The organism is Umezawaea beigongshangensis (assembly GCF_016464305.1).
In the GTDB taxonomy this organism is placed as follows: Bacteria; Actinomycetota; Actinomycetes; order Mycobacteriales; family Pseudonocardiaceae; genus Umezawaea_A; species Umezawaea_A beigongshangensis.
Genome location: NZ_JAEIOJ010000001.1, coordinates 366090 through 391628, shown reverse-complemented (window position 1 = coordinate 391628; position 25539 = coordinate 366090). Strand labels below are relative to the sequence as shown.

At 72.9% G+C, this 25539-nt stretch carries 23 protein-coding genes; 12 read left to right on the top strand and 11 right to left on the bottom strand.

Annotated elements, in window-relative coordinates:
- Nucleotides 1–31: 31 nt before the first annotated feature.
- A complete protein-coding gene (locus tag IMZ35_RS01825; RefSeq protein WP_199439081.1) occupies nt 32–301 on the bottom strand; it encodes a GlsB/YeaQ/YmgE family stress response membrane protein in 270 nt (89 codons plus the stop codon).
- 182 nt (nt 302–483) lie between these two features.
- Between IMZ35_RS01825 and dxr the strand changes: the two genes are divergently transcribed.
- From dxr to map, 6 genes are read left to right on the top strand one after another with little or no spacing between them, the layout of a single operon-like run.
- Nucleotides 484–1740 carry a 1-deoxy-D-xylulose-5-phosphate reductoisomerase gene (gene dxr / locus IMZ35_RS01820; protein WP_199439589.1) on the top strand — a complete coding sequence of 419 codons (1257 nt, stop codon included), beginning with the start codon at nt 484–486 and terminating at the stop codon, nt 1738–1740.
- Between the two features lie 2 nt (nt 1741–1742).
- Entirely contained in the window at nt 1743–2957 is a 1215-nt protein-coding gene (locus IMZ35_RS01815; protein WP_199439080.1) for a M50 family metallopeptidase, read from the top strand.
- Nucleotides 2958–2993: 36 nt separating this feature from the next.
- Entirely contained in the window at nt 2994–4157 is a 1164-nt protein-coding gene (ispG, locus tag IMZ35_RS01810) for a flavodoxin-dependent (E)-4-hydroxy-3-methylbut-2-enyl-diphosphate synthase (RefSeq protein WP_199439079.1), read from the top strand.
- 53 nt (nt 4158–4210) lie between these two features.
- Nucleotides 4211–5065, top strand: a complete 855-nt coding sequence (locus tag IMZ35_RS01805; protein WP_199439078.1) for a GNAT family N-acetyltransferase — start codon at nt 4211–4213, stop codon at nt 5063–5065.
- 54 nt (nt 5066–5119) lie between these two features.
- Nucleotides 5120–6946 carry a penicillin-binding transpeptidase domain-containing protein gene (locus IMZ35_RS01800; protein WP_307867662.1) on the top strand — a complete coding sequence of 609 codons (1827 nt, stop codon included), beginning with the start codon at nt 5120–5122 and terminating at the stop codon, nt 6944–6946.
- Between the two features lie 51 nt (nt 6947–6997).
- Nucleotides 6998–7855 carry a type I methionyl aminopeptidase gene (map, locus tag IMZ35_RS01795; protein ID WP_199439077.1) on the top strand — a complete coding sequence of 286 codons (858 nt, stop codon included), beginning with the start codon at nt 6998–7000 and terminating at the stop codon, nt 7853–7855.
- A gap of 9 nt (nt 7856–7864) precedes the next feature.
- On the opposite strand, the gene IMZ35_RS01790 is transcribed toward map, so the two are convergent.
- Nucleotides 7865–8563, bottom strand: coding sequence for an alpha/beta hydrolase family protein (locus IMZ35_RS01790; protein WP_199439076.1), 699 nt, complete (start codon nt 8561–8563; stop codon nt 7865–7867).
- Nucleotides 8564–8610: 47 nt separating this feature from the next.
- On the opposite strand from IMZ35_RS01790, the gene IMZ35_RS01785 reads away from it, so the two are divergent.
- A complete protein-coding gene (locus tag IMZ35_RS01785) occupies nt 8611–10146 on the top strand; it encodes a cobyric acid synthase (RefSeq protein WP_199439075.1) in 1536 nt (511 codons plus the stop codon).
- On the opposite strand, the gene IMZ35_RS01780 is transcribed toward IMZ35_RS01785, so the two are convergent.
- Entirely contained in the window at nt 10076–10987 is a 912-nt protein-coding gene (locus tag IMZ35_RS01780; RefSeq protein ID WP_199439074.1) for an EamA family transporter, read from the bottom strand. The two genes, IMZ35_RS01785 and IMZ35_RS01780, sit on opposite strands and share 71 nt — an antisense overlap.
- A gap of 72 nt (nt 10988–11059) precedes the next feature.
- Between IMZ35_RS01780 and IMZ35_RS01775 the strand changes: the two genes are divergently transcribed.
- Nucleotides 11060–11968 (top strand): LysR family transcriptional regulator, encoded by a 909-nt coding sequence (locus IMZ35_RS01775; RefSeq protein WP_199439073.1) that lies wholly within the window; start codon nt 11060–11062, stop codon nt 11966–11968.
- On the opposite strand, the gene IMZ35_RS01770 is transcribed toward IMZ35_RS01775, so the two are convergent.
- Nucleotides 11952–13058: a winged helix DNA-binding domain-containing protein gene (locus IMZ35_RS01770; RefSeq protein ID WP_199439072.1), complete on the bottom strand. Its 1107-nt coding sequence runs from the start codon at nt 13056–13058 to the stop codon at nt 11952–11954. The genes IMZ35_RS01775 and IMZ35_RS01770 overlap by 17 nt on opposite strands.
- Nucleotides 13059–13118: 60 nt before the next feature.
- Nucleotides 13119–13796, bottom strand: coding sequence for a FadR/GntR family transcriptional regulator (locus IMZ35_RS01765; protein WP_199439071.1), 678 nt, complete (start codon nt 13794–13796; stop codon nt 13119–13121).
- Nucleotides 13797–13915: 119 nt separating this feature from the next.
- Here IMZ35_RS01765 and IMZ35_RS01760 point away from each other — a divergent pair, with 119 nt between their 5' ends.
- Nucleotides 13916–15160: an MFS transporter gene (locus IMZ35_RS01760; protein ID WP_307867660.1), complete on the top strand. Its 1245-nt coding sequence runs from the start codon at nt 13916–13918 to the stop codon at nt 15158–15160.
- A gap of 57 nt (nt 15161–15217) precedes the next feature.
- Here the strand turns inward: IMZ35_RS01760 and IMZ35_RS01755 are convergent, their stop codons facing one another.
- The 3 genes from IMZ35_RS01755 to lon all read right to left on the bottom strand — a co-directional run bounded on the left by IMZ35_RS01755 (nt 15218) and on the right by lon (nt 19739).
- Nucleotides 15218–16594, bottom strand: a complete 1377-nt coding sequence (locus tag IMZ35_RS01755; RefSeq protein WP_199439070.1) for a mycothione reductase — start codon at nt 16592–16594, stop codon at nt 15218–15220.
- An 84-nt stretch (nt 16595–16678) separates the two neighbouring features.
- The gene (locus IMZ35_RS01750; RefSeq protein WP_199439069.1) at nt 16679–17206 is read right to left on the bottom strand and encodes a YbhB/YbcL family Raf kinase inhibitor-like protein; all 528 of its coding nucleotides are present in this window, start codon (nt 17204–17206) and stop codon (nt 16679–16681) included.
- 163 nt (nt 17207–17369) lie between these two features.
- Nucleotides 17370–19739: an endopeptidase La gene (gene lon, locus IMZ35_RS01745; protein ID WP_199439068.1), complete on the bottom strand. Its 2370-nt coding sequence runs from the start codon at nt 19737–19739 to the stop codon at nt 17370–17372.
- Nucleotides 19740–20024: 285 nt separating this feature from the next.
- On the opposite strand from lon, the gene IMZ35_RS01740 reads away from it, so the two are divergent.
- Together IMZ35_RS01740 and IMZ35_RS01735 are read left to right on the top strand one after the other, a co-directional pair.
- Entirely contained in the window at nt 20025–20828 is an 804-nt protein-coding gene (locus IMZ35_RS01740; protein ID WP_307867658.1) for an SAM-dependent methyltransferase, read from the top strand.
- 166 nt (nt 20829–20994) lie between these two features.
- Nucleotides 20995–21807 (top strand): hypothetical protein, encoded by an 813-nt coding sequence (locus IMZ35_RS01735; protein WP_199439067.1) that lies wholly within the window; start codon nt 20995–20997, stop codon nt 21805–21807.
- Here IMZ35_RS01735 and IMZ35_RS01730 read toward each other — a convergent pair whose 3' ends face one another.
- Together IMZ35_RS01730 and IMZ35_RS01725 are read right to left on the bottom strand one after the other, a co-directional pair.
- Entirely contained in the window at nt 21808–22467 is a 660-nt protein-coding gene (locus IMZ35_RS01730) for a CatB-related O-acetyltransferase (RefSeq protein ID WP_199439066.1), read from the bottom strand.
- The gene (locus IMZ35_RS01725) at nt 22458–23762 is read right to left on the bottom strand and encodes an alpha/beta hydrolase-fold protein (protein ID WP_307867657.1); all 1305 of its coding nucleotides are present in this window, start codon (nt 23760–23762) and stop codon (nt 22458–22460) included. The genes IMZ35_RS01730 and IMZ35_RS01725 overlap by 10 nt, the downstream gene beginning before the upstream one ends.
- A gap of 49 nt (nt 23763–23811) precedes the next feature.
- Between IMZ35_RS01725 and IMZ35_RS01720 the strand changes: the two genes are divergently transcribed.
- Nucleotides 23812–24399 carry a TetR/AcrR family transcriptional regulator gene (locus IMZ35_RS01720; RefSeq protein WP_199439065.1) on the top strand — a complete coding sequence of 196 codons (588 nt, stop codon included), beginning with the start codon at nt 23812–23814 and terminating at the stop codon, nt 24397–24399.
- A 42-nt stretch (nt 24400–24441) separates the two neighbouring features.
- On the opposite strand, the gene IMZ35_RS01715 is transcribed toward IMZ35_RS01720, so the two are convergent.
- Nucleotides 24442–25389, bottom strand: coding sequence for an alpha/beta hydrolase (locus tag IMZ35_RS01715; protein ID WP_199439064.1), 948 nt, complete (start codon nt 25387–25389; stop codon nt 24442–24444).
- Between the last annotated feature and the right edge of the window lie 150 nt (nt 25390–25539).

Here is a 25539-nt window from a genome sequence, read left to right as displayed (position 1 = left end):
CGGCGGGGCCTTCGGTTCGTGGGGGACGCGGCTAGTGGGCGCGTGCCCTGTTGCCCGTCACGAGGCGGTAGATGCCGAGCACGATCAGCGCGCCGAGAATGGCCAGCAGCCACGTGCGGAGGTCGAAGAAGGTGCCCAGATCGGTGCCGAAGATCGCGCGACCGACGAATCCGCCGATGACCGCGCCGACGATGCCGAGGAGCATCGTGATGATGATGCCGCCGGGGTCCTTGCCAGGCATGATGGCCTTGGCGATCGCACCGGCGATAAGACCCAGGACAATCCAACCCAAGATGCCCACGGGGGCTCTCCTTCCAGAACGTCACCCGGAGGTTCCGCGGTGACTTCGTGCACTGCTCGGGGATGGAGTGCCCAGAGCGAGATGACCTCACGCCTGCGTTACTGTTCCGTTATCCGGACACCGACCGGACGCTCGGCGGCGTCCGTCCGGGACAATGGTTCGTGATGGAGACCTCCGAAGTTATGACAACACCGTCGCCGCAGGTCAGCCCTCCGAACGCGGGCGAGCGACGCTCCGTGCTCGTCCTGGGCTCCACCGGCTCGGTCGGCACCCAGGCGCTCGACGTCGTCCGCGCCAACCGGGACCGGTTCACCGTCGCCGGTCTCGCCGCGGGCGGGTCCGACCCGGCGCTGCTGGCGGCGCAGGCGCTGGAGTTCGACGTCCCCGCCGTCGCCGTGGCCAGGGCCACCGCCGTCGAGGACGTCACCCTCGCCCTCTACACCGAGGCGCAGAAGAGGGACTTCGAGCGCGGCGCGTTCCGCCTGCCGCGGGTGCTGGCCGGGCCGACCGCCGTGGTCGACCTCATCGACTCGACGCCCGCCGACGTGATCCTCAACGGCGTCACCGGCTCGCGGGGGCTGGAGCCGACGCTGCACGCGCTGGCCACCGGCTCGACCCTCGCCCTGGCGAACAAGGAGTCGCTGATCGCCGGCGGGCCGCTGGTGCAGCGCGCCGCGAAGCCCGGTCAGATCGTGTCGGTCGACTCGGAGCACTCCGCGCTGATGCAGTGCCTGCGCGGCGGGCGGGCGGACGAGGTGGCGAGGCTGGTCCTCACCGCCTCCGGAGGCCCGTTCCGCGGGCGCACCCGCGCCGAGCTGGCCGGGATCACCGCGCGCGACGCCCTCGCCCACCCCACGTGGTCGATGGGGCCCGTCATCACGATCAACTCCGCCAGCCTGGTCAACAAGGGTCTGGAGCTGATCGAGGCGCACCTGCTGTTCGGCGTCCCCTACGACCGCATCCAGGTCGTCGTGCACCCCCAGTCCATCGTTCACTCGATGGTGGCATTCACGGACGGGTCGACGCTGGCGCAGGCCAGCCCACCGGACATGCGACTGCCCCTGGCGCTGGGCCTGACCTGGCCGGAGCGCCTCCCCGGCGCCGCGCCCGCGTGTACTTTCGAAGAGCCCACCGCGTGGACGTTCGAACCGCTGGACAACGAGACGTTCCCCGCGGTCGAACTCGCCAGGCGGGCGGGCGTCGGCGGCGGTTGCCTCCCGGCGGTCTACAACGCGGCCAACGAGGAGGCGGTCGCGGTGTTCCTCACCGGAGGCACGTCGTTCACCTCGATCGTCGACACCATCACGCGGGTCGTGGACGAGGCGGACGAGTGGCGGGCCGAGCCCTCCGACGTCGCCGAGGTCCTCGCCGCCGAGGACTGGGCACGTGCGCGAGCACGTGAACTCATCGCCACTCCGGCGGGATCTGGGAGGAACTGACAGTGGTCTTCGTCTTCGGAGTCGTGCTCTTCGCGCTGGGCATCGCGGTGTCCATCGCACTGCACGAGTTCGGTCACCTGCTGACCGCCAAGGCGTTCGGCATGAAGGTCACCCGGTACTTCATCGGGTTCGGGCCCAAGCTGTTCTCCTTCCGCCGCGGCGAGACCGAGTACGGCCTCAAGGCGATTCCCGCCGGTGGTTTCTGCGAGATCACCGGAATGACGGCCCTGGAGGAGGTGCACCCCGACGACCAGAAGCGCGCCTTCTACAACCAGCGCACCTGGAAGCGCGTCGTGGTGCTGTCCGCGGGCTCCATCACCCACTTCATCGTCGGTTTCATCGTGCTCTACGTGATGGCCGCGACGATGGGCCTGCCCAACCTCAAGGGCACCCCGGTCGTCGAGGACGTCGCGCAGTGCGTGCAGGACTCGACGGCGGGCAGCGACCCGTCGCGGCCGACGTGCCGCCCGGACGACCCGGCTCCGGCCAGGACCGCGGGGCTGCTGGCCGGTGACGAGATCGTCGCCGTCGGCGGCGTCTCCACGCCCACCAACGCCGACGTGATCGCGAAGACCCGCGACCTCGACGGTCCGACGGACTTCACGATCGTCCGCGACGGCGAGACCCGCGTCGTCCCCGTCGACGTCACCAAGGTCCGCCGGGAGGTCTCCACGACCGGCGGCGGGACCGAGGTCCGCGAGATCGGCGTCATCGGCCTCACGTTCACCACGAACTTCGAGTACGACCCGCTCACCGCGTTCGTCGGGGCCACCGGGTTCACCGGCGACATGTTCGTCAACACCTGGCACGGCCTGATGAAGTTCCCGGAGAAGATCCCGGCCGTCGTCCGCGCCATCGGCGGCGCCGAGCGCGACGCCGAGACGCCGGTCAGCGTCGTCGGCGCGAGCATCATCGGCGGTGACGCCGCCGAGCGCGGCCTGTGGGAGGTCTTCCTCCTCATGCTCGCCGGGCTGAACTTCTTCGTGGGTGTGTTCAACCTCCTGCCGCTGCTCCCGCTTGACGGTGGTCACATCGCCGTCAACCTGTACGAGCGGGTGCGAGACTGGATCAGGAAGCTCCGCGGTAAGCCGGCGGGAGCACCGGTGAACTACCTCAAACTGCTCCCGCTGACCTACGTCGTGATCTTCATCGGTGGAGCGATCACGCTCCTCACCGTGACCGCGGACATCGTCAACCCGATCCGGCTGGGCCAGTGACGCTCCCGGCGGTTCTACGAGGAAGGTTCACCACCCATGACTGACGGCGTGATGCTCGGTATGCCGGCGTTGCCGCCTCCGGTGCTCGGCGAGCGTCGCAAGACGCGGCAGCTGATGGTGGGGAAGGTGGGAGTGGGCAGCGAGTTCCCGGTGTCGGTGCAGTCGATGACCACGACGCTGACCTCGGACGTGAACGCGACGTTGCAGCAGATCGCGGAGTTGACGGCGTCGGGGTGCGACATCGTGCGGGTGGCGTGTCCCTCGCAGGACGACGCGGACGCGTTGCCGGCGATCGCGCGCAAGTCGCAGATCCCGGTGATCGCCGACATCCACTTCCAGCCGAAGTACGTGTTCGCGGCGATCGACGCCGGGTGCGCGGCGGTGCGGGTGAACCCCGGCAACATCCGCAAGTTCGACGACAAGGTCAAGGAGATCGCGGCGGCGGCGAAGGACCGCGGCACGCCGATCCGGATCGGGGTCAACGCCGGGTCGCTGGACCCGCGGTTGCTCAAGAAGTACGGCAAGGCCACGCCGGAGGCGCTGGCGGAGTCGGCGTTGTGGGAGGCGGGGTTGTTCGCCGAGCACGACTTCCACGACTTGAAGATCTCGGTCAAGCACAACGACCCCGTCGTGATGGTGCGGGCCTACGAGATCCTGGCCGAGCAGTGCGACTACCCGCTGCACCTGGGTGTGACCGAGGCGGGTCCGGCGTTTCAGGGCACGATCAAGTCGGCGGTGGCGTTCGGGGCGCTGCTGCGGCAGGGCATCGGGGACACGATCCGGGTGTCGCTGTCGGCTCCTCCGGTGGAGGAGATCAAGGTCGGGGTGCAGATCCTGCAGTCGCTGAACCTGCGCCCGCGCAAGCTGGAGATCGTCTCGTGCCCGTCGTGCGGCCGGGCGCAGGTCGACGTGTACACGCTGGCCGAGCAGGTCACCGCGGGTCTGGAGGGCCTGGAGGTGCCGCTGCGGGTGGCGGTGATGGGGTGCGTGGTCAACGGTCCCGGTGAGGCCCGCGAGGCCGACCTGGGCGTGGCCTCGGGCAACGGCAAGGGCCAGATCTTCGTCAAGGGCGAGGTCGTCAAGACCGTGCCCGAGCACCAGATCGTGGAAACCCTGATCGAAGAGGCCATGCGCATCGCCGAGAGCATGGAGGTCCCCGACGACGCGTCGGCCGCCGCACCGGTCGTCACCGTCGGTTGAGCCGGGAGGGTGTTGTCGTGCACCGGCTGTTCCTCGTCTGGCACGCTTAGCACGTGCTGAGGCTGGCCGGTGCGCGACTGCTCGACGAACGCGACCTCCCGGAGGTCATCGGGGTGCTCAACAGCGACCCCGTGGCCTCCTGCATGGTCGCGGCCCGCGTCGAGGTCGCCGGGCTCGACCCCTGGCGGCTCGGCGGTGAGGTGTGGGCCGTCGACCACCGCTCCCTGCGGGGCAGCAGGGTCGACGGCCTGTGCTACTCGGGCCCGAACCTCGTGCCGCTGCGCGGCAACGCCGCTGCCCTGCGCAGCTTCGCCGACCGGGCCCGCCGGCGCGGGCGCGTGTGCTCCTCGCTGGTCGGTCCCGCCGAGCAGGTCATGGGTCTGTGGCAGGAGTTGCGACCGGACTGGGGCCCGGCGCGCGAGGTTCGCGAGGACCAGCCGCTGATGGCGATGTTCCGCGGCCCCGACGTGCCGCCGGACCCGCTGGTGCGCCCGGTGCGGCCCGACGAGCTGGAGCGCTACCTGCCCGCGGCGATCTCCATGTTCGTCGAGGAGGTCGGCGTGGACCCCTGCGCGGAGGACGGTGGCGCGAGCTACCGCGCCCGCGTCGCGGAACTCGTCGCCGGCGGCCGCGCGTTCGCCCGCTTCGAGGGCGGCGAGGTGGTCTTCAAGGCCGAGATCGGTGCCCTCTCGGGCAAGGTCGGACAGATCCAGGGCGTGTGGGTGCGGCCGGACCGCCGTGGCCGCGGCTTCGGCACGGCCGGCACCGCCGCCGTCGCGGACCACCTGATCAGGGGCTTCGGCCGCGCGGCGAGCCTGTACGTCAACAGCTTCAACTCCGCCGCTCGCGCGGCGTACCGCCGCGTCGGGTTCGAGCAGGTGGGGCAGTACGCCACCGTCCTGTTCTGACGGGATCGCCGGACTCCGCGGCGGCCCGCGGGGCACTACGGGCATACTGCCGCCGTGCGGACGAACTCCGGATCTCGCAGGCTGCTCAGCGCGCTGTGCGCACTCACGCTCGTCGCCCCGATCAGCGGCTGCGGGTTGTTCGAGTCCCGGCCGGGACCGCCCGAGGTGACGAACGACTTCCTGGCACGGCTCGCGAGCGGTGACACGCAGGGCGCGGCCGACCTCACCGACGACGCGGCGAGCGCCAGGACCCTGCTCGACGAGGTCCGCACCGCGCTCGACGCGCAGGGCCTCACCACGACGGTCGACCAGGTGCGCGACGCCTCGGGCGACGCGGCGACGGCCGACGCGACCGCCACGCTGACCTGGGACCTGGGCGAGGGCCGCAGCTGGAGCTACCGGACGTCGCTGGAACTGCGCCGCGAGGGAGACGACTGGCGCGTGCACTGGGCGCCCACGGTGGTGCACCCGAAGCTGTCGGAGCAGCAGACGATCGCGCTGGCCGCCATCACGCCGCAGCCCGCGCCGGTGCTCGACCGCGACGGCTCGCCGCTGCTGGCGCCGGAGCAGGTCGTGTCGATCGTGCTGAACCGCAAGGACGCCGGAGACCTCGCCGCCGTGGCGAAGACCCTGGCGGAGGCGCTGCACCCGCTGGACGACGGGATCACCGAGCAGTCGATCACCGAGGGCGCGCAGGCCGTGCCCGAGGGGCAGGTCTACCAGGTCGCGGCGCTGCGCGACGCCGACTACCAGTCGGTGAAGCCGAAGATCTACGAGCTGCCCGGCGTGAGCTTCACCGGGCAGACGAACCTGCTGCCGCCCTCGCGCGGCTTCGGTTCGCAGGTGCTCCCGGCGATCCGCACGTTCGTCGAGAAGGACCTCGCGGGCGAGTCGGGCTTCCGGGTGACCACGCTCAACGTGGCCGGGGCCGAGGTCGAGGAGCTGCACGCGGAGCAGCCGAAGCCCGCCGAGGCCGTCGACGTCAGCCTGAGCCGCGCGGTGCAGACCGCCGCGGAGGACGCCCTGGAGCCGGTGCGGGAGGCGGCGGTGCTGGTGGCGCTCCAGCCCTCGACCGGTGACGTGCTGGCCGTGGCGCAGAACGCGGCGGCCGACGAGCAGGGCCCGATCTCGCTGTCCGGGCAGTTCCCGCCCGGCTCGACGTTCAAGATCGTCACGGCGGCGTCGGCCCTGGAGAACGGCACCACCACGGCGGACGCCCCGGTCGGGTGCCCCGCCAAGACCACGATCGACGGCCGCCGGATCGTGCCCAACGACCGCGAGTTCGACAAGGGCACGATCCCGCTGCACAGCGCGTTCGCGTTCTCCTGCAACACCACGTTCTCCGAGCTCGCGGCCGCGCTGCCCGCCGACGCGCTGACCGCGACCTCCGCGAAGCTCGGGCTGGGCGCGGACTTCGACGTGCAGGGCATCACCACCATCACCGGTTCCGTGCCGCCGGCCGAGGACGTGGTGGAGCGCGCGGAGGACGGCATCGGGCAGGGCAAGGTGCTGGCCAGCCCGTTCGGCATGGCGCTGGTGGCCGCGTCGGTCGCGCGCGGCACCGTGCCGACGCCCGCGCTGCTGCGCGGCAGGGAGACGACGTCGGCGTCCGGTGCGCCCGCCGCCGTCGCCCCCGAGGTGCTCGACCCGGTGCGGGCGATGATGCGGGAGGTCGTCGAGACGGGCACCGCGGCGAGCCTCAAGGACCTCGGGGACGTGCGGGGCAAGACCGGCACGGCCCAGTTCGGCGACGGTGTGAACTCCCACGGCTGGTTCGTCGGCTACCGGGGCGACCTGGCGTTCGCGACGCTGGTGCTGAGCGGCAACACCTCCGTGCCCGCGGTGGAGGCCACCGGACGGTTCCTCCGCGCCGCCGGGTGAGGCGCGCCCCGCGTCGCCGGGGCGTCGGGAGCGCGCCGTAACCTGGGGGGCATGTCCGTTCGTGCTGCTCTGCAACCAGGCCAGATCTCGTCCCGCCGTCCCGTGCCGTCCACCATCACCCGGCCCGAGTACGTCGACCGGCCCGCGCCGCAGCGCAGCACCGACCCGTGGGTGCAGCCGCCCGAGGTGATCGAGGCGATGCGCGTCGCGGGACGCCTCGCCGCGCAGGCCCTCCAGGAGGCCGGCAAGGTCGTCGCGCCGGGCGTGACCACCGACGAGATCGACGCGGTGGCGCACGAGTTCCTCTGCGACAACGGCGCGTACCCGTCGACGCTGGGCTACCGGAACTTCCCCAAGTCGTGCTGCACCTCGCTCAACGAGGTCATCTGCCACGGCATCCCCGACTCGACGGTGGTGCAGGACGGCGACATCGTCAACATCGACGTCACCGCCTACGTCGGCGGTGTGCACGGCGACACCAACGCCACGTTCCTCGCGGGGAACGTGAGCGAGGAGAACCGGCTGCTGGTCGAGCGCACGCACGAGGCGACGATGCGCGCCATCAAGGCGGTGAAGCCGGGCCGCCAGCTCAACGTGGTCGGCCGGGTCATCGAGGCGTACGCCAACCGCTTCGGCTACGGCGTGGTCCGGGACTTCACCGGTCACGGCATCGGCCGCACGTTCCACAGCGGCCTCGTGGTGCTGCACTACGACGAGCCGAGCGTCCCCACCGTCATCGAGCCCGGCATGACCTTCACGATCGAGCCGATGATCACCCTCGGCACGATCGAGCACGACATCTGGGACGACGGGTGGACCGTCACCACCAAGGACAAGAAGTGGACCGCACAGTTCGAGCACACCCTCGTGGTGACCGACACCGGCGCGGAGGTCCTCACCGTCTGCTGACGACCCCGCTCACCCGGCCGGGAGCACGCGCAGCAGCGCGTCCGCGACCTCGGCCGGGTGGGTGGCCGGCCACAGGTGGTCGCCCGCGAGGCGCTCCACGCGGTACCCCGCGCGCTCGGCCTCGTCGGCGTCAGCGCTGTAGTGGTCGCTGAGCTGGACGTACCCGCTGTGCCCCGACCAGGCCGCCGACGGACGCGCCTCCTTGAGGAACGCGAGCGGCACCTCGGGAGCCTCGTCGACGATCTGCTCGCGCAGCGCGGCGTCGGCCACCAGTTCGGCCATCGGGTCGGTGTCGAACCAGCGGTCCCAGCGCGGCAGCCTCCCGTCGCCGGAGATCTTCCTCAGGTGCGCCGTCAGCTCCGGGGGCGCCGTGTCGCGCCAGGCGCGGCCGGGCGTGGGCAGCACGGAGTCGAGCAGGACCAGGCCGGTGACGTCCCGCTCCAGGCTGTCGGCGAGCCCCGGCAGCAGCGGCCCCGCGCCGCTGTGGCCGACGAGCACCAGCGGCCCCTGCACGAGCGAGTCCTCCACGGCGTCGGCGAACACGCCGATGAGCCGCTGGGTGACCGGCGCCGCGTTGACCGTCACCCGCAGGTCCAGCAGCAGCGCCGGGCAGCCGCGCGCGCCGAGCGCGTCGGCCAGCGGCCGCAGACTGGCCGGGCCGAGGAACGGGCTGTGCACGAGGACGGCGGTGGGGGGTGAGACGGACATGACCTGGATGATGGCAGCCGGGAGCGGGCGGGAGGAGGACTTCGGTCGTGGGCGGAGCACTGCTGGTCGCCGGAACCACCTCGGACGCGGGCAAGAGCGTCCTGGTGGCCGGCATCTGCCGCTGGCTGGCGCGCAGGGGGGTCCGGGTCGCGCCCTTCAAGGCGCAGAACATGTCCAACAACTCGGTCGTGACGCACGACGGCGGGGAGATCGGCCGCGCTCAGGCGGTGCAGGCCGCGGCGTGCGGCCTGGAGCCGAGCGTCCGGTTCAACCCCGTGCTGCTCAAGCCGGGTGGTGACCGCAGTTCGCAGGTCGTCGTGCTGGGGCGCGCGATCGGCGAGGTGTCGGCGCTGTCCTACCGGGAGCGCAAGGCCGAGCTGTTCCGCACGGTCCTCACGACCCTGGACGACCTGCGCGCGGACCACGAGGTCGTGATCTGCGAGGGGGCCGGGTCGCCGGCCGAGATCAACCTGCGCGCGAACGACATCGCGAACATGGGCCTCGCCGTGGCGGCCGGGCTGCCGGTGATCGTCGTCGGCGACATCGACCGGGGTGGCGTGTTCGCGCACCTGTTCGGCACGCTGGCGCTGCTCGACGCCGCCGACCAGGCCCTGATCTGCGGTTTCGTGATCAACAAGTTCCGCGGTGACCCCGCCCTGCTCGCGCCGGGACTGCGGCAGATCGAGGCGCTCACCGGCCGTCCGGTGCACGGCGTGCTGCCGTGGCGGGAGGAGCTGTGGCTCGACGCGGAGGACTCGCTGTCCTACACCGCGGACGGCGTCGTCGGGCGTCCGCTGCCCCCGGTGGGCGAGCAGTGGCTGCGGGTGGCCGTGGTGCGGCTGCCGCGCATCTCCAACGCCACCGACGTGGAGGCGCTGGCCTGCGAGCCGGGCGTGTCGGTGCGGTTCGTGACCGAACCGTCGCGGCTGGCCGACGCCGACCTGGTGGTGCTGCCCGGTTCCAAGGCCACCGTCGAGGACCTGGCGTGGCTGCGGTCCACCGGCCTGGCCGACGCGGTCGTGGCGCACGTCGCGCGCGGGCTGCCGGTGCTCGGGGTGTGCGGCGGTTTCCAGATGCTCGGCGAGCGGATCGACGACGCGGTCGAGTCCCGCGCGGGCGAGGTGAGGGGCCTGGGGCTGCTGGGCGTGGACGTGCGGTTCGAGCCGGACAAGGTGCTGCACCACCCGACCGGCACCGGCTTCGGCGAGCCCGTCACCGGCTACGAGATCCACCACGGGCGCGTGGTGCGCCGCGACGACGGGCTCGCGCCCCTGCTGACGCTGGCGGAGGGCGGCGGCGAGGGCGCGCTGACCGACCACGTGGCCGGCACGCACTGGCACGGCGTGCTGGAGAACGACGGCTTCCGCGCGGAGTTCCTGCGCTGGGCCGCGCTGCGCGCCGGGCGCGACGGCTTCCGCCCCGCCGGGGACGTCAGCTTCGCCGCGGCCCGCGCCGCGCAGCTCGACCTGCTCGGCGACCTGGTGGCCGAGCACCTGGACACGGGCGCACTGCTCAGGCTGCTGGAACGGGGTGCGCCTCGGGGGCTGCGGGTGCTGCCACCCGGTGCGCCGCCCGCGGTGTGAGGACCGTCGCCGCCGTGCCCGCGACGATCAGCGCACCGGCGGCGCAGCGCAGCGGGGTCAGCGCCTCGCCGAGCACCAGCCACGCCGACAGCATCCCGGTCACCGGCACCAGCAGGGAGAACGGCGCGACCGTGCCCGTGTCGTAGGTGCGCAGCAGGAACCCCCACGCGCCGAACCCGAACAGCGTCGCGCCCCACGCGACGTAGGCCACGGCCGACGCGCCGGTCCAGCTCAGCGAGCTCAGCGCCACGACGATCGCGCCGGGCCCCTCGACCAGGAGCGAGAGCGCGAGCAGCGGCAGCACCGCGACAGCGCTGACCCACACCACGAACCGCAACGCGTCCGGCGGGCTCGCGTACCGGGTGATGACGTTGGAGAGCCCCCAGCAGGCTCCTGCGGCGATCATCAGGCCGAACGCGGTGAACGGCCCGTGCAGGCCGTGGTCCACGGCGATGAGCGCGATGCCCACCGCGGCGACGGCGATGCCGCCGACCTGGGCGGGGCGGGGGCGTTCCCGCAGCACGACGGTCGCGATCAGCACGGTGAAGATCACCTGGCACTGGAGCACCAGCGACGACAGCCCGGCGGGCATCCCGGTGCTCATGCTGGTGAACTCCAGGCCGAACTTGGCCACGCCCAGCACCAGCCCGACGGCGAACACCCAGCGCCAGGCGACGCGGGGACCGCCGAGGAACAGCAGCGCGGGCACGGCGGCGACGGCGAAGCGCAGGCAGGAGAACAGCAGGGGCGGGAAGCTGCGCAGACCCACTTCGATCATGACGAAGGCAACGCCCCACACGGCGGCGACGGCGACCGCGAGGGCGGCGTGACGAGGTTTCACGAGAGGAGTCTGCGAAGTGGAATCGTTTAGCACCAGTGAAAGGTTCTTCACCGTCGGGTTTAGGATCGCTTCATGCTTGATCTCGGCAGGTTGCGCGCGCTGCACGCGGTCGCGTCGCACGGATCGGTCGGCGCGGCGGCGTCGGCACTCGGGTTCACCCCCTCCGCCGTGTCGCAGCAGATCGCCAAGCTGGAGCGGGAGACCCGCACGACCCTGCTGGAGCGGCGCGGCCGAGGCGTGGCCCTGACCGACGCGGCGTTCCAGCTCGCGCGCACCGCCGGTGAGGTGCTGGCCCTCGTGGAGGAGGCGGAGGTCACCCTGGAGGAGCAGCGCGGCGCGGCCGTGGGGGAGCTGTCCATCGGCGCCTTCGCCACGGCGGCGCGCGGCCTGCTGCCCAGCGTGCTCGTGGAACTGGCCACCGGTCACCCCGCGCTGGACCTGCGCACGGTCGAGATCGACCCGCCGGAGGCGATCGAGGCGGTGGCCAGGGGAGAGCTGGACCTGGCGGTCGTGCACGACTGGCACAACGCGCCGCTGGCCGCGCCGGAGTCGCTGTGCCGGCGCGAGATCGGTGAGGACGTCGCCGAACTGGTGCTGCCGGTGACGCACCGGCTGGCCGACCGCGCCGAACTCACACCCACCGACCTCGCGGGCGAGCGCTGGGTGTGCCAGCCGCCCGGCACGGTCTGCCACAGCTGGCTGATGAACACCTTCCGCGAGGTGGGCGTCGAACCCGACCTCGCCCACCGGGTGGGCGAGTACCAGACGCAGCTCGCGCTGCTGGCGCGCGGCGTCGGCGTCGGCCTGCTGCCCCGGCTCGGGCGCGGTGCGCTGCCGCCGAGCGTGCGGGTCGTGCCGCTGCGTCCCACGCCGACCCGCCGGGTGTTCGCGATCTGGCGCTCCCGCGCGAGCCGCCGCCCGGCGATCACGGCCGTGCTGGGCGCGCTGCGCTCCTGCTGGGACATCAGGGACACGGCGTGACGCGCATCGCGTGCTCCGCGTCCGGCGCCGTGAAGCGCAGCAGCCGCGCGCCCTCCTCGCGCAGCGCCGCCTCGTGCGGCGCGGACAGCGCGCTCCACGGCGTGAGCACCAGCGTCGCGACGTCCCGGTCCCGCTCCACCCGCCACGCGCCGCGCAGGAACCCGTCGACGAGGAACGACGCGGGGAACAGCCCGTTCTTGCCCGCTCCCCAGATCGCGCGGTGCTCGTCGGACACGATCCGGGTGCGGTCGGCGTGCGAGAGCAGCACGTTGTCGAACTCCGGCAGGAAGCGCGGCGGGGCGGGCGCGTCGGCGTCCTCGATCGGCCCGTCGGGCACGTCGAGCAGCTCGCGGCCCCGCTCGTCCCGGAAGACGCGCAGGGCGGGCCTCATCTCCTCGACGTGCTCGCGCAGTCCGGTCAGCCGCGACCACCGCCCGACGTCCGCGACCGTCGCGGGGCCGAACACCGCCAGGTAGCGCGAGATCACCGCCCCGGTGTCGCCCTCGTCCGGGACGTCGGTCCCGAGCCAGTGCGCCGCGGGGGTCCACGCCACCCGCCCGCCGCGACCCCACACGCCGCGCGGCGGGGTCTGCACGAGCGGAACGGCGAAGGGGAGCGCGGTGCTCAGGCGGCGCGCGTCGTGGCCGGGCCACCGGGCGTGCGCGTGCTCGCCGAACTCGGCGGCGGTCCGGCCGCCGGTGGTCGCCAGCTCGCGCGCGGCGGCCACGTACTCGTCGAGGTCGACGTCCGGGAACCCGCGGGCGTGCACCGCGCGCAGCGCGGCCGTGAGCACGGGTTGCAGCACCGGCCGCAGACGTGCCAGGTCCGCCGCCGAGACGAGGTGCAGCGTGCCGCGCATCAGGTGGGTGCGCACCGCCGTGCGGTTCAGGAGCAGCTCGCTCAGCGCGTCGGGGGCGAAGTCGCGCAGCCGCGACCACAGCGCCAGGTACGGCGAGTTCGTCGTCTGCGCCTGGAGCCCGACGAGCAGCTCCACGGCGTCACCGACCGGCACGTCCCGGCGCTCCAGCAGCAGTTGCCGCCGCAGCAGCGTCCGGTTGAGCACCCGCGTGGTCAGCACCTGCGTCGTCACCGCACGAGCGTAGGGGGGACCGCGGTCGCCTCCTGACCGCTGTCCGCTCGGTGCGGGCGGTCAGCCCCGCTCGGAGTGCCGTTCCAGCAGTTCCTCCAGGAAGCCGCCCGCCTCCACGGCGGCCCGCTCCGCGTCGCGGTCGCGCACCGCGTCCAGCAGCGGGGTGTGGGACACGTGGTGGGCGGCGTTGGTGGTCTCGACGGTGGCGGTGATGCTGGCCCGCACCGCCTCGGTGAGGCCCTGGTACAGCTCCGCCAGCAGCGCGTTGTGCGAGCACTGCACGAGCAGCACGTGGAACGCCGTGTCGTGCTCGACCAGGTCGTCCCAGCGCTCGTCGTCGAGCGCGGAGTCGCGGGCGGTGAGCAGCGCGCCCAGCCGGGCGAGGTCGTCGTCGGTGCGGTGCTGGGCGGCGAGCCGGGCGCCCTCGACCTCCAGCGTGCGGCGGACCTGGAGCACGTCGCGCAGCTCGGTGCCGCACATCCGCCTGACCGCGCCGGAGATCTCGCTGGTGGCGCGCACGAAGGTGCCGTCGCCCTGACGGACCTCCAGCAGGCCCGCGTGCGAGAGCGCGCGGACGGCCTCGCGCACGGTGTTACGACCCACGCCGAGCGCGGTGACCAGTTCCGGCTCCGGTGGGATGCGCTGTCCCACCGGCCACTCACCGCCCGTGATCGCGGCTCGCATCTGCTCGATCACCTGGTCGACCAGCCCTGCGCGCCGAGTAGTGGCCAACGGCACAGCGGCATCCCTTCATCCGAACATCCTATGTCTGCGACAGTAGCCCGGTGATGATCCAGCGGACAGAACCGAATCCGACACCGTCGACCGCTCAGCCTGCCACCGATCGCGTGGCGACGGTGACGGGTTCGGAGCACGGGTTCGCCGCCGAAGCGCTCCAGAACGAGGGCGCCGTTCAGCCGGTCTTCCGCAGTCGGCACGCCGCCCTCGTGGGCAGCACCCTCCTCGCGATCGGTGTCGCCCTCGCCGCGACGAACCTGCGGCCCGCCGTCACCGGGCTCGCCTCCGTCCTCGGCGACGTGCGCTCCTCCCTCGGCGTCTCCGCCGCGTGGACCAGCGCCGTCACCGCCGTGCCGTCCCTGTGCTTCGGCCTCGCCGCGTTCGCCTCGCCGTGGCTCGGACGACGCTTCGGCATGGCCCGCGCGGTCGGCGGATCGCTCGCCGTGCTCACCCTCGGCCTCGTGCTCCGGGTGCTGGACGGCCCGGCCGCCGTCCTCGGCGGCACGTTCGTCGCCTGCGCCGGGATCGCCGTCTGCAACGTGCTGATCCCCGTCGTGGTGAAGGACTCCTTCCCCGGCAGGGTCGGACTGATCACCGGCGTCTACACCGCGGCCCTGGCCGCCGGTGGCGCGCTCGGCGCCGCGTTCACCCCGCCGCTGGAGGCGTTCTTCGGCTCGTGGCGCGCAGCCGTGGGCGCGTGGGCGCTGCTGTCGCTCGCCGCGCTGCTGGTCTGGATCGGCGCGGCCCGTCACGGCGTCGGCACCCGCACCGTCCCCGGCACCCGCGCCGAGCCCCGCCGCTCGATGCTGCGCAGCCGGCTCGCCTGGGTCATCACCGTGTTCTTCGGCCTGCAGTCCCTGCTCGCCTACACCGTCATGAGCTGGCTGCCGCAGATCCTCGGCGACGCCGGGGTCGACCGCACCACCGCCGGACTGCTCCTCGCGGTCACGATGGTGCTGGGCGTCCCGGTCAGCCTGATCGTGCCGCCGCTGGCGACCCGCTGGAGCAGCCAGACCGGCCTGGTGCTCGCCCTCGGCTCGCTGACCGCCGCCGGTGTGACGGGACTGGCGCTCGCCCCCGCCGCCGCCCCCGGCCTCTGGGTCGTGCTCGTCGGCATCGGCCTGGGCATGTTCCCGCTGGCCCTGGTCATCATCTCGCTGCGCACGGTCTCCGGCGCGGACACCGCACGGCTGTCCGCGATGGCGCAGAGCGTCGGCTACCTGATCTCCGCGATCGGCCCGTTCACCTTCGGCCTGCTGCGCGACGCCACCGGAGCGTGGACCGTGTCCGTGCTCCTGCTGCTGGTGGTCGTGCTCGCGCTGACCGGGCTCGGTGTGATCGCCTCCCGCCCCCGCACCGTCTGACCGCATGCGACGGCGGCCGCCGCCCCTCCGGGCGACGGCCGCCGTCGTGTGCGCCCCTCAGTCGAGGGGGAGGTTCAGCAGGGCGTTCTCGATCAGCTCCGGCATGGCCGGGTGGATCCAGTACTGGCCCCTCGCCATCGAGCGGGCGTCCAGGCCGAAGCTCATCGCCTGCACCACCGGCTGGATCACCGTCGGCGCCTGCGGGCCGATGACGTGCGCCCCGATCAGCTGACCCGTCTCCGGGTCGGCGAGCAGCTTCGCGAAGCCCGTCGTGTCCTCCATCGCCCAGCCGTAGGCGATCGACGCGTACGCCTGGCTCGCCGACACGAACCGCACGCCCCGCTCGACCGCCTGCTCCTCGGTGAGCCCGACGGAGGCGATCTGCGGCGAGGAGAACACGGCCGACGGCACGAAGCGGTGGTCCGAGGCGATCGGCTCGTCCGGGTGCAGCAGGTTGTGCTGCACGACCTTCGCCTCGTGGTTGGCCACGTGCTTGAGCTGGTGCTCGGAGCTGATGTCGCCCAGGGCGTAGACGCCCTCCACGGACGTCCGCTGGTGCTCGTCGACGACGATCCGGCCGTCGGGGTGGACGTCGAGGCCCGCCGCCGCGGCGTCGAGCAGGTCCGTGTTGGGGCGGCGGCCCACGGCCACGAGCAGCTCGTCGCCCTCCACGACCTCCGCGCCGTCCGGGCCCTCCAGGTGCAGCCGCACCACGCCGTCGACGCGCTCGGCGCGCACCGCCTTGCGGCGCAACCGCACGTCCCACTTGCCCGAGGCGATCGAGGTGAAGCGCTCGGCGATCTCGCGGTCCTCGGAGCGCAGGAGCAGGTCCGAGCGCGCGATCACCGTGACGGCCACGCCGAACGACGAGAACACGTGCGCGAACTCGGTCGCGACGAACCCGCTGCCCAGGATCAGCAGACGCTTCGGCAGCTCGTCGAGCCGCATGATCGTGTCGCTGGTGTGGTGGTCGACCGTCTCCAGGTCCGCGACGTCCGGCGCGATCGGGCGGCTGCCCGCGGCCAGCACGAACCGGTCGGCGGTGATGGTCTCGCCGGTGCCCGTGTCCAGGGTCTTGGGGCCGGTGAACCGCGCCGTGCCCTCGTAGACCGTCACGTTCGCGTTCTCCTCGGCACGCCAGCGGCGCCCGCCCTCGGCGATCGGGTCGATGCGGCCGAAGATCCGGTCCCGCACGTCCGTCCAGCGCACCCCGTCGAGGTGGGAGTCGACGCCGAGCCGCGCGCTCGCGGCGGGCGTGGACGCGAGGTCGGCCGCGTGCACGAACATCTTCGTCGGGATGCACCCGACGTTGAGGCAGGTGCCGCCGAAGACGCCCTTCTCCACCATCGCGACCTTCCACCCGGCGAACCGCTCGTCGAGGATCGAGTTCCCCGAACCGGTGCCGATGATCACGAGGTCGAAGTGCTTGCCCACGGTGCCGTCCCGCCTGTCGGTTGAGAGTCCTCTCCTCGACCAACGGGCGGAACGGCGTCGCAATTCCCGTTCTCGCGGGTGGTTTCAGCGCGCGTGGGTGCCGACCAGCAGCGCGCGGGCGAGCGTGTGGAAGGCGAGGGTGAAGCTCACCACGGCGGGCGAGGCGTCGCCGTCCACGTCCAGCGCCTCCACGTCCACGGCGTGCACCGCGAAGTAGTAGCGGTGCGGGTGGTCGCCGGGCGGCGGCGCGGCACCGCCGAACGCGCGGGTGCCGTAGTCGTTGCGCACGTGGAAGGCCGCGCCCGGCAGGGACTCGTCGCCCGCACCCGCACCGGCGGGCAGCTCGGTGGTGCCGACGGGCAGGTTCACCGCGACCCAGTGCCAGAAGCCGGACGGCGTCGGGGCGTCCGGGTCGTAGCAGGTGACGACGAAGCTCTTCGTCCCCTCGGGGAAGCCCTCCCAGCTCAGCTGCGGAGAGGTGTTCCCGCCCTCGAAGACCTGCGCCCGCCCCAGCTGTCCGCCGTCGCGGACGTCGGTCGACGTCAGCGCGAACGAGGGCACGGACGGCAGCAGCGAGTACGGGTCGGGAGCGACGGGTCGTTCGAGGCTCATGATCCCTCCACGGGTGATCTCGCGGGACGGCCACGACCCTAGCCCCGCACCGGAGGGGGCGCAGGTTCCGGGTGAGGACGGGCGGCCCGGCTCCCGTTCGCGACAGCGGTGGTCGGAGGGGGGAGCCCCGCGCCGGGACTCCCCTCCGACCACCGCTGTCGCGTCAGGCCGCGGAGACCATCGCCGGAGCGGCCTCCAGCGCGTGTCCCAGCACCTCGCGCACGTCGGACACCAGGTGCACGGTCAGCGCCTCGCGCACCGACTCCGGCACGTCCTCCAGGTCCGGCTCGTTGCGCTGCGGCAGCAGCACCGTCGTGATCCCGGCGCGGTGGGCGGCCAGCAGCTTCTGCTTCACACCGCCGATCGGCAGGACCCGTCCGGTCAGCGACACCTCACCGGTCATCGCCACGTCCGACCGCACCGGACGGCCCGACAGCAGCGACGCCAGCGCCGTCGTCATCGTCACGCCCGCGCTCGGCCCGTCCTTCGGCACCGCGCCGGCGGGGACGTGGACGTGCACCCCGCGCTCCGCCAGCTCACCGACGCCGAAGCCCAGTTCGCCGTCGTGGGAACGCAGGTAGGACAGGGCGATCTGCGCCGACTCCTTCATCACCTCGCCGAGCTGCCCGGTCAGCGTGACGCCGGAGGGCCCGGTGTCCCTCGCCGCCAGCGACGCCTCCACGAAGAGCACCTCACCACCGGCGCCGGTCACCGCGAGACCCGTCGCCACACCGGGAACCGCCGTCCGCTCCGCCGTCTCCGGGGTGAACCTGGGGCTGCCCAGGTACCCGCGCAGGCCCGCGGCGTCGATCGCGACCGGCGTGGGGACCTGCTCCAGCGCCAGCTTCGTCGTCACCTTGCGCAGCACCCGTGCCAGACCGCGCTCCAGCTGCCGCACCCCCGCCTCGCGGGTGTGCTCGGCCGCGAGCGAGCGCAGCGCGTCCTCGGTGATCGACACGTCGTCCGGGGTCAGCCCGGCCCGCTCGATCTGCCGCGGCAGCAGGTGGTCGCGGGCGATCGTCACCTTCTCGTCCTCGGTGTAGCCGTCGAGCCGCACCAGCTCCATGCGGTCCAGCAGCGGCGCCGGGATCGACTCCAGGACGTTCGCCGTGGCCAGGAACACCACGTCCGACAGGTCGAGGTCGACCTCCAGGTAGTGGTCGCGGAACGTGTGGTTCTGCGCCGGGTCCAGCACCTCCAGCAGCGCGGCGGTCGGGTCGCCGCGGTAGTCGGAGCCGACCTTGTCGATCTCGTCGAGCAGCACGACCGGGTTCATCGACCCCGCCTCGGTGACGGCGCGCACGATGCGGCCGGGCAGCGCGCCCACGTAGGTGCGCCGGTGGCCGCGGATCTCGGCCTCGTCCCGCACACCGCCGAGCGCCACCCGCACGAAGTCGCGGCCCATCGCACGGGCCACGGACTCGCCCAGCGACGTCTTGCCCACTCCGGGCGGGCCCACCAGGGCCAGCACCGCGCCGCTGCGGCGACCGCCCACGACGCCCGTGCCGCGGTCGGCGCGCCTGCGCCGCACGGCCAGGTACTCGGTGATGCGCTCCTTCACGTCGTCCAGGCCCGCGTGGTCGGCGTCCAGGACGGCGCGGGCGCCCGCGATGTCGTAGGTGTCCTCGGTCCTGCTGTTCCAGGGCAGTTCCAGCACCGTGTCGAGCCAGGTGCGGATCCAGCTCACCTCGGGCGACTGCTCGGACGTGCGCTCCAGCTTGTCCACTTCGGACAGCGCGGCGCGGCGCACGTGCTCGGGCAGGTCGGCGTCCTCGACGCGAGCCCGGTAGTCCTGCTCCTCGGTCGCGGGCTTGCCGTCCAGCTCGGCCAGCTCCTTGCGGACGGCCGCGAGCTGCTGGCGCAGCAGGAACTCCCGCTGCTGCTTCTCCATGCCCTCCTGGACGTCCTTGCGGATCGTCTCGGCCACGTCCAGCTCGGCCAGGTGCTCGCGACCCCAGTCGAGCAGCTTGCGCAGCCGCTCGTCGACGTCGCTGGTCTCCAGCAGCCAGACCTTCTGCTCGTCCGTCAGGTACGAGGCGTACCCGGCGAGGTCGGCCAGCGCGGACGCCGTGTCCACCTGCTGCACCGAGTCCACGACCTGCCACGCACCGCGCTGCTGGAGGATCGTCGTGACCAGCGAGCGGTACTCGCGTGCCAGTTCCGCCGTCTGCGCCGTCTCCGGCGACTCGTGGGCGAGGGTCGCCTCCACCCACAGCGCCGCGCCGGGGCCGGTCGTCCCGGTGCCGATGCGCACCCTGGACACACCGCGCAGCACGGCCGCGCGCTCGCCGCCCTGCAACCGCCCGACCTGCTCGATCACGGCCAGCGTGCCGACCGCCGCGTACTTGCTGTCGAGTCTCGGGACCAGCAGGACCCGAGCCTCGTCGCCGTCGGCACCGGCCCTGGCCGCCTCGACGGCCGCGCGCGCCTCGGCGCTGGCGTCCGCACCGGAGAGCCGGACCGGCACCACCATGCCGGGCAGGACGACGACGTCGTCCAGCGGCAGGACCGGCAGAGCCAACGTCTCGCCCATCAGATCACCCTCCACAGTTGAGTCTGTACGGCTCAACCAAGTTCAGCGGGGGTTTGTTTCCCCCGCGCGTTCGCTCTGAGCGAGCACCGCCCCACCGGGCCGCGGCGGCGCGGGAGGACCCGGTGGAACCGGTGCGGGGCGCGCGCGTGACGGCACCGGGACGAGGGCGCCGGACGGTCCCGGCGGTGCCGGCGAGCCGGGGTGCTGGTACTTCTGGCGGTGCCCGCTGGTCGGGCGCGACGAGAGGATGCTCGTCGTCCGGTGGTCGGCGGAGGTGGGGGGCACGTGGTGGAGCGACCGGAGTGGGCGCCGTCGTCGATCGACCTGGATCGGCCGAGCGTCGCGCGCATGTACGACCACTACCTCGGCGGCTCGCACAACTTCGAGGTGGACCGCCGCGCCGCGGACGCCGTGGCGCGGATCTACCCCGGCATGGCCGCCGCCGCCCGCGCGAACCGGTCGTTCCTGCGCCGAGCCGTCCACCACCTCGCCGAGCAGGGCGTCGAGCAGTTCCTCGACCTGGGTTCCGGCATCCCGACCGTGGGCAGCGTCCACGAGGTCGCCAGGGCCGTGAACCCCGCGTGCCGGGTCGCCTACGTCGACGTCGAGCCCGTCGCCGTCGCGCACAGCACGGCGCTGCTCGCCGACGAGCCGCGGACGGTCGCCGTGCAGGGGGACCTGCGCTCGCCCGACACCGTCCTGGCCGACCCCGAGGTGCGCGAACTGCTCGACCTCTCGCAGCCCGTCGGGGTGCTGCTCGTCGCCGTGCTGCACTTCGTGGCCGATTCCGACGCGCCCCGGGACCTGGTCGACTCCTACCTGTCCGCGGTCGTGCCCGGCAGCCACCTGGTGATCTCCCACGGCAGCCTGGAGGGCATCGCGGTGGACGAGGTGCCCGACGCGGAGGCGGTCCAGCAGATCTACCAGCGGACCGACAGCCCCCTCGTCATGCGGAGCAGGGCCGAGATCGCCGAGCTCTTCACCGGGCTGGACCTGGTGCCGCCGGGTGTGGTGCCGCTGTCGGAGTGGCGGCCGGACTCCGACGAACCGCCCATCAGCGCCTACGCCGGAGTCGGCCGCAAGGTGTAGCCGTCCGGGCTCCTCGTGGTCGCGCTCCCGATCGCACGATCGCGCTCCGGCGTTGCTCCGCTGGAGAAGAACAACTCTTCCGAGTGGTAGATCGGGCTTGCCCATAACGCGGCGTCGTCGTTGTGCGAACCACCGGGCAACAGCCTCGGCCACTGGGGGAAAGCCCGTGAACCAGCCTTCGTCCGCGCCCGTGCCACCTCCTTCGGGACCGCGTCCCGCGCAGGACGGGCGCTCGACGCCGTACGTCCCACCGGGGAAGCTCCGTCCGGCGTGGCTCTGGATCGCCGCGGGTGTCGTCGTCGTGCTCCTCGGACTCGCGGGGGTCGCCGGAGCGGGGAAGGACGACGTCGATGCGAGAGGCGCCGGTGCGACGACGACGGCCGGGGCCGTTCGCACGACCGTCACCACTGCTCGGACCACGACCGCCAGACCGACGACCACCAGGCCGACCACCACGACGCCTCCGCCCCCGCCCTCGGTCCACACCGGAATCGGTGACGACGTGATCGACGTGGGCCGACCGGCCGGAATCAAGATCGTCGAGTTCGAGTGCCCCGCGTGCCGGGGCAACACCGTGCTGAAGTCGGACGGATTCGACTCCCTGCTCGTGAACGAGATCGGTCCCTACTCCGGTCGGATGTGGATGGACGTCCGGGACGGCAGCCGCACCAGCACCCTCACCGTCCAGGCCACCGGGGCGTGGACGGTGACCATCGGTGGTCTCGACCTGGCCGAGACCACGAGCGGCGTCGCGGCCGGACGAGGTGACTCCGTGGTGCTGCTGACCACCTCGTCGCGGAAGGCGCGGATCACCAACACCGGTGAGAGCAACTTCGCCGTGCACGTCGTGTCCCTCAGCGCCAGCACCCTCGACCTGGCGGTCAACCACATCGGTGGCTACGAGGGAACCGTTCCGCTCGCCGGACCGGCGCTGGTGCAGGTCACGTCCAGCGGCGAGTGGACCGTCGCACCGCGGTGATCAGCCGGTCAGCAGACCGTTCGCCTCCGCGATCCGCTCCACCTCCTCCGGGGTGCCCGCCATGATCGTGCGGACGTGCTCGGTCACCAGTTCGGGCGGCCAGTGCCACCACGCGGCGCGCAGGAGGCGGCGCACGTCCTCGTCGGGGTAGCGCTGCTTCAGCGGGCGGGCGGGGTTGCCGCCGACGACCGCGTAGGGCGGGACGTCCGCGGTCACCACCGCGCCCGTCGCGACGATCGCGCCGTCGCCGATGCGCACGCCCGGCATCACCAGACTGCGGTGGCCGAACCACACGTCGTTGCCCACCACGGTGTCCCCGCGGCTCGGGATGTCCAGCGCGATGTCCACCGTCCGCTCCGCCCACTCACCGCCGAAGATCGTGAACGGGAACGTCGACGGACCGCTGGTCGAGTGGTTCCCGCCGGACATCACGAACGTCGTGCCGGCCGCCAGGGCGCAGTACGCGCCGATGACGAGCTTCTCCTCGCCGTAGGAGTAGAGGACGTTGCGGTGCTCGAACGCCGTCGCGTCCTGCGGGTCGTCGTAGTAGGTGTAGTCGCCCACCACGATCTTGTCCGAGCGGACCAGGGATTTGAGCAGCACCACCCTGGGGTGGTCGGGCAGGGGGTGCAGCTGGTTCGGATCGGGCGCTACCGGCACGGCCGGACCTCCGGGTCGGGGGGGAGAAGGGCGCGCAGGCCGCGCACGGCGCTGCGCCGGAAGGTGGCGAAGTCGTGGCCGCCCGGTTCCTCGACGAGGGTGACGGCGCACCCGCCGGCTCGCAGCACGTCCCGCAGGTGCCGGTTCGCCGCTCGCTGGTCCACGCCGGGCGACAGGGGGCTCGCTCCGGTCTCCAGGGAGCCGACCGACGCCCAGAACTCGACGTCGCGCGGTGGCCGCGCCGCGATCTGCCTGGTGAGCCACTCCGGTTCGCCGTCGCGGCCCCAGCCGGAGTCGTCCGCGCGGTAGCCCCACCAGAAGGAACCCGAGCAGGACAGCACGGCGCCGAAGACCTCGGGGTGGTTCAGCGCGGCGTGCGCGGCCGCCAGGCCGGCGAGACTGTCGCCGCCGATCACCACGCGGTCCGGCGTCGTGTCGTGGCGCGCGCGCAGGAACGGCACGCACTCGTGCGCCAGGAACGCGGCGAAGGAGTCGTCGCAGGACAGCTCGGCCGTCCGGGCCGCCATCCCCCCGGTGTTGTGCACGAACGCCACCAGCGCCGGGGCCAGCTCGCCCGAGCCCACCAGGGCGTCCAGCGCTCCGTCCAGTTCCGCCACCAGCGGCCAGCACTCGCCGTCGAGCAGCACCACCAGCGGCAGCGCGCCGTGCGCGCCGGGAGGGCTCCACACCTCGATCGTCCGGTCGCGCAGGCGGTGCTCGGTCAGCGTGCCCCGCCGCTCGGGCACGGTGTCGAACCAGGGTTCCGGCTCCGCGCCGGGCAGCCGCAGCACCGACTCGCGGTGCCGGGAACCGGCCGTCGTCTCCCCGGCGATCACGGCCGTCTGCGGGAACAGCGACCGCGGGTTGACCGGATCGGCGAACGAGCGCTCCCGCAGCGCGCCCAGCACCGCGCCGACCGCGGCCAGATCGGTGGGATCGACGCCGCGGAACGGGTCGTCCACCAGGTACTGGTAGGTCGTGACCACGGCCGGGGCCACGAGTGCCTGCCGCCACCACACGTCCGTGCCCTCCACCCGCCGCATCGGGTGGGAGAGCGCGAGGGGGTCGTCGAACACCTGCGCGCGGACCGACACGTCGGTCTGCGGGCCGATCCAGACGAACGTCACCCGCACCCGCTCGTCGCCCTCCACCCGCTCCACGAGCGGGCCGCCCGACGCCACCAGGTCCGCGTGCAACCGCCGCGTCGCCCCCGGCGCGTCGTGCGCGGCCTCCGCCGCGAACTCCGCGATCCTGCCCTCCACGAACACCCCCTCGGAGTGCAACTCCAGTTGCACTAGGCTGATCCTGGCAGAGACGTCCCACTAACGCAACGGAGAGTTGCTCTTGAGCGCGTCGAGACCCGGCGGTCGCACCGAACGGGTGCGCCGGTCCGCACTGGAGGCCGCGCTGGAGGAGCTGATCGACAAGGGCTTCACCGGGGTGACGATGGAGAACGTCGCCCTGCGCGCCTCGGTGCACAAGACCACCCTCTACCGCAGGTGGGGCACCGTGCAGGCGCTGATCGTCGAGGCGCTGGAACCGACGCTGGCCCGGTGGGCGGTGCCCGACACGGGGTCGTTGCGCGGCGACCTGGAGGCCATCGCGCTGGAGCTGGTGCGCACCTTCGCCGATCCGGAGCTGCGGGCGATCCCCGAGGCCGTCGTCGTCGGCGCGATGCGCTCGGCGGACACGGTCGAGGCCCTGCGCACCTTCTACGCCGACCGGCTCGGGCGGGCCGCGGTCGTGGTGCGGCGCGCGGTCGAGCGGGGGGAGCTGCCCGCCGGGACCGATCCCGTCGAGGTGCTGCGGGCCACCTGCGCGCCGGTGTTCCTGCGGGTGTTCATCACCCGCGAGCCCGTCGACGAGGCGGTGGCCCACCGCGCCGTCGACGCCGCGCTCGCCGCCGCCGCGGCGGGGGTGTTCGCCGGGTAGCGCGGACGCGGGCCGTCCGAACAGGACGGTCCGCGCCGGTGCTCAGTCGCGCCGGTGCCCGGCGAGCCAGTCGTCCACGACCGCGAAGGCCCTGTCCCGCACCGGCGCCGCGGACAGGAAGAGGTCGTGCAGGCCGCCCTCGACCCGCACGACGTCCACGTCGCGACCGACCTTCGGCGCCCACCGCGCGATCTGCCCGACGTCGAGGACGGTGTCCGCGGTCATGGCCTCCTCGGTCCACCGCTTCGCGCGCAGGTGGCTGCGGCCGGAGTGCAGCACCAGGACCGGCACCGGCACGTCCAGGCCGCGGTGCAGGGCCGCGTGCCCGCGGCGCACCGCGCGCAGCCACCCGGCGAGCACCGGGAACCCCGTGACCGGCTTCCAGCGGGGGTCGTAGTCCCACTCCCCGTGGTGATCGCGGTGGATGCTGTGCCCGTACACCCCGCCGAGGCCCTCGCGCAGCACCAGCCGGGGCGCGAAGCGACCCACCACGTCGATCAGCGGGGTGCCGACGACGCGGGTCAGCCAGGGCTCGGCCAGGTCGAACCACGGACTGTTGAGCACCAGCGCGTCCAGGGGCGGGTCGGCCCGCCGCTCGTGCGCCCACAGCGTCGTGATCAGCCCGCCGGTCGAGTGTCCCACCACGACCAGGCCCCGGTGGCCGTCGGTGCGGATCAGCTCGACGGCCGCGTCCAGCTCCTCGAAGTGCTCCGACATCGCGGCCACGTAGTTCGGCGCCCGGCTCGGCCGCAGCGAGCGTCCGTAGCCGCGGAGGTCGATCGCGTAGAAGTCGTACCCGCGCTCCGCGAAGTGCACGGCCACGTGCCGCTGGAAGAAGTAGTCGGAGAACCCGTGCACGTACAGCACGGCGCCGCGCGCCGGGTCCTGCGCCCGGAAGCGCACGAGGGAGGCCACCAGGTCGTTGTCCACGCCGTCCCCCAGCGGGAGGACGCGGATCTCGAAGCCGTCGCCGAGCAGGTCTGCCGTCACGGCCACAGTCTGCACGCCGATCGCGCCGGACCGGGAGGGACGTACGTCGTTCGTGCCCGGTCCGACGATCGACGCCGTCGAGTGCCGCGGCGCCTCCCCGGCTCCGGCCCGGTGCCGCGAGGACGACCGGCCCACGGGTGGGGGTAAGCC